The sequence below is a fragment of the Bacillus sp. JJ1127 genome (assembly GCF_036965845.1).
In the GTDB taxonomy this organism is placed as follows: Bacteria; Bacillota; Bacilli; order Bacillales; family Bacillaceae_G; genus Bacillus_A.
The window spans coordinates 1-4,417 of record NZ_JBALQK010000415.1; the positions used below are offsets into that span (position 1 = coordinate 1).

Sequence of the window (4,417 nt, forward strand, 5' to 3'; positions counted from 1 at the left end):
AACAAATCGATTCATATTATGAACATAATTTAGTTAATAAACAATACTAACACGAATATTTCTGATTTTAAGTAGATTTATATACGAAGCATGATTAAAACGGGGCTTATGGTAGATTAATATACACATCAGTTCCGAATTATTAAGATATCTACAGAATAATAAAAAATATTTATGTTTTTATGTAGATTAAATCCGTTTTTTAGGACTGAAAATTCTGAACAAAGGATAATATTATTGTGAATAACTGATTATGTTAATGTACTATTGCATGAAATTGTATAAAAAATAGAGAGAGAAAGTCTTCTAAACTGAAGACTTTCTCTCTTTTTCGTTTAACATATTCCATGCAACAAGCTCTATCCAGCACGAATAGCCCTCCTTTTTTGCTTTTTTCAAAAATGGAGGGCTGCTACTTTTACATTACTTGAAGCAGTTGATCAACCGTATGTGGCGTTTCACTTGTTGAACGGTAGTATGCTTCTAAGGACTGTAGAAACTGAATTAAATCAAAGTCTTCAGGGACTTCAATTATACGAATCTTTTCCTGCGGCAATTTATCAATTTTTTCAATGAACAGTTCACGAATATCACTAGGTATTTGTTTTCCTTTATGCCCACTAGACTTTAATAGTTCGCGAATTTCAATTTCTAATGCTGTATATGCGTTAATATTTACTCCTTGCTCATAAGCATATTTTCTAAATAGTGATTCCTCTTGATACTGCATGTAATTACGTTGGTAAGCATCTATGGTTACAGGTACAGCATATTTCGCATGAAGCAGGTCATGCGCTTTACGGAATAGCTTTTGAACATTTCGTAAAGAGTATATAGCAAAATGAGTACCAAATTTAAAAATGGCCTCTTCTTGTTCATGCTTTGGTAAATTGTGTGTTATTAAAGGATAGATTCCAGTTTTAGCAGCTGTGTCTAATACACGATATTGTGAAGATTGCTTTAATAATTTACTTAGTGTATAAACAAGCTTTTTAGGATACCCTTCTTGTCGATCAATCATTTCTCGTAAGCCACGAACTACTTGGCGAATTTGACGATGGCAAGAGTGTTTTAAAACGTTAATAAATTGGTTCATATCCTTTGCAAATTCAGCAATATTCATTTCAACTAACAAGTTCTCAATGAATTTAACTTTACGCTTATATGTATCTCGTGGTGTAAATGGATCACGGTATTCTGCTCCTTCTTCTTTAGCGCATAAGAAATCAGGATGTACAGATAAATGCAATGTTGTGTATTGCTTTTTATTCTTCTTCCCTTTTTCTAACTTGCAAATTTTAAATAAAGGAGATCCTGTAGCAGATAGTTTTGTTTCTAACTCCTTAAGTACGGCACGAATCTGATGTGGGTATTTCTTATGTAAGTAACGATACATACCACCAAAATGAGTTGAGTTTCCTTGCTCATCAACTTTAAATAGAGAACGTTTCAAGGTAGTTTCGCGTTTTTGTTGCATAGCTACATCCATAAATAGTTTTTTAGCTGCAATGGATAACTCGAAGAATTCTTTTGTAAATACAATTGGGCTGATAAATGTGTAGGCATTTGCTTTATTCGTTTCCTTATTCATAAAATCAGTTAAGGTAATTTTATATTTACCACTGTACTCATTTTCGATTGTAATGATGTTGTGGAAACTTAACTTCTTCAAAGCCACATAAAATTGTGAATGATGAATATGTGCAAATGCTTCTTTATAATTTTTATAATCCTCCCAAAGCATGTGAATGGATACATGAGAAAGCTCACCATATGTATTACATTTTTTATGAAGAAATAGAAATACTTCTAGATCAGCATTTGTAATACCATATAGCTTATGTTTCCTTCCCTCTTTTTTATCAAATACACTTACTTTATCTAAAACTTTTTTCATTTTCAGTGAAAAAGATGGCTTTGCTTGTTCAACAACCCCCTCTTCATCTGCAATTCTTTCTTCATAGGACATTGATTTCACAATGCCTTCTAAATAAGTATCTTTAAAACTGTAATACTTACCTTCCAAAGCTTCTACTAACTTTTGCCATGATTTAATTGTTACAATTACTGGTGTTGTTGTTTCACCATTTAAACTACGTTTGTTCTTTATAACGAAAGGTTTTGCCATCTTTTTCACCTCCTTTTATTTTAAGTTGCAGTTTTCCCCACAATTAGATATAGAATTTCATTTTTGATTATATCAAATCGAATGTTGGTGAAATCTGTCCCTTTAAGAGGAAAAATAAAAAAATGAAACGCGCCTTAATCCCTTGTGCGACAAGGGATTTGACGTTTCATAAAAAAAAGTTTGTTGCCACCATAGGTCTATGAAGTTTATTGAATATGAAATGAGGTATAGATTGTGCTAAATCTTTATTAACCATTGATTTTATAGGCTTTTGCGCTGATTTCGTTTTAGAGTTGTTGCCATCATATAGCTATAATGGTTTAATGAAGTTTTCTTTCATATTTTATGAAATGGCTTTATATCAACGTTTATCACTAAATAACATAAAATGAAATTTTTTTTAGAAGAATGATTGTCAGGGAATACTCGTTTCATTTTTTAAGAGTTATAGCCATCATATAGCTATAACGTTTCAAGAATTAAAAAATTGTTGCCACAATAGAGCTATATATGATTAAGAATAAGAAGTTGCAGCCAAGATAAGGCTACATGATTTCAAGTAATGGGTTATAGCCACAATAGAGCTATGTGATTTTAAATGAGAAGCAGGTGGCATGTGAAGGTTGTAACCTAATGTAGCAAGTTTTCTAAGTTGTAGGAAGAAAATCAGTGTAAATAGCTAATTTACTTTTAAAAATTGAAATTGTATTGTAAAGTAGTCATTTTACAAATAGAAGCAGTTTTATATAATTAAAGACAAGCAAAGAAGAAATTAAATGATTCTACAATTAATACGTATAAAAAATCCGATGTTCATACTGACTATTCTGATAATATTCCAACTTAAAGGTTATGTAGCCATCATATAGCTATGACGTTTCACATTGTTAGGATTTAAACTATATTTGTTATTAACATTGTTAGGAGGTATTTAAATATGGAGAAAGTATTAGCACTGTTCAGTGATGCCCTCCTACTTGCTGCTCCAATTTATGAAGAAAATAAGCAGTTATGGGCCAAATGGAATAAATATTATAATGAAGTACAAGAGAATCACGATAAATTAGTAACATCAGCTAATATATCTCCTTCATTTTCAACACTTGTTTCTTGGCTAGGTCAGAAACAAGAGCAAGGAGTATCGTTGTTGAACATTTATGCCAATCTGGATAAATATAAAATTGAGATTCAAAATGTATTAGATAAGATCATTGAACAAGAGTTTGGAGAAAAACCTGAAGCAGTTGAACCAACCCAAAATTCAAATCTTGAAGATAGTCAGGTTAAAGAGCATATAGCAGATATACCTGATGAATATTATCCTGTAAGTAATGACGCGATGTATTATCAATTACGTGATGGAATAGCAAAAAATCAGTTTGAAGAGGATGAAGCAGTAGCAAAACCAGTATTACCATTAGAAACGAAAAATTCAAGCGGAGTTGCACAACTATCTTCACATAAGGACGAGGATTTAAGATTAGTTAACACAAACGAAGCAGAAAGATGGTCTATATTGGTTGATGGAGTAATTAGTAATATGGATGACCTTACAGCAGATTGTTTGGATACAATTACAATTCAGTGGTTAAATCAAGCTAAATCTCCAGACGAATTCATAGATTTTAGTTATGAAAATGTATTGGAATTGTGTAATATGCCAAAAGCTTCTGCAAATGGTGTAGAGTATTATCGTGCAGAAGATAAGATAAAAATAGCGCAACGTATTGCAGCTTTGGCTAGTATCTTTATTTATTTGAATGATGATAATGAAGTTGTAGTACTGAACGATCGAGCAGAAACTGGGAAACAATTCGAAGTAAAACGTGAAGTAATCAAAAGGCTATTCGTACTGGATTCTGTAGTGTTATGGAGAGATAAGAATACTAGTGAATATATGGGAATAGAATCCTGTAAGATTAAACCAGGTAGTTTCTTATCAGGATATTTGTATGGTTCTAATAGTACAACTGCTTTATTATCGAAAAAAGCACTAGAATATAATAGCTATAGACACAAGTTTCATAAACGTTTAATACGTTATTTATCATGGCAGTGGAGAATCCGGCAGCAATACAGTACTTTAAAAAGACCATACTCCATTGGTGGAGAAAAAGGTTTACTATCTGTAATGGGTATCAAAACTACGAATGGACGCCCATACCGAATCCGAGAACAACTAGAAAATGTTTTAATTGATTTAGAAAAGGAAAATGTAATTTCACATTGGGCATATGCAGAGGAATTGGATGAAACAAAGATAGGAGAACGTAATTGGTTTAAGAATTA

The 4,417-nt window shown here is 31.7% G+C and carries 2 protein-coding genes; one reads left to right on the top strand and one right to left on the bottom strand.

Annotated elements, in window-relative coordinates:
• Window positions 1-418: 418 nt before the first annotated feature.
• Entirely contained in the window at window positions 419-2,128 is a 1,710-nt protein-coding gene (locus V7183_RS25345; RefSeq protein WP_335361259.1) for a hypothetical protein, read from the bottom strand.
• A gap of 937 nt (window positions 2,129-3,065) precedes the next feature.
• On the opposite strand from V7183_RS25345, the gene V7183_RS25350 reads away from it, so the two are divergent.
• On the top strand, window positions 3,066-4,417 hold a 1,352-nt coding region (locus V7183_RS25350; protein ID WP_438825202.1), incomplete at its 3' end, for an XRE family transcriptional regulator.

Coding starts and splice junctions, on each gene's coding strand:
- V7183_RS25345 (WP_335361259.1), bottom strand. CDS start 2,128: ATGGCAAAACCTTTCGTTATAAAGAACAAACGTAGTTTAAATGGTGAA.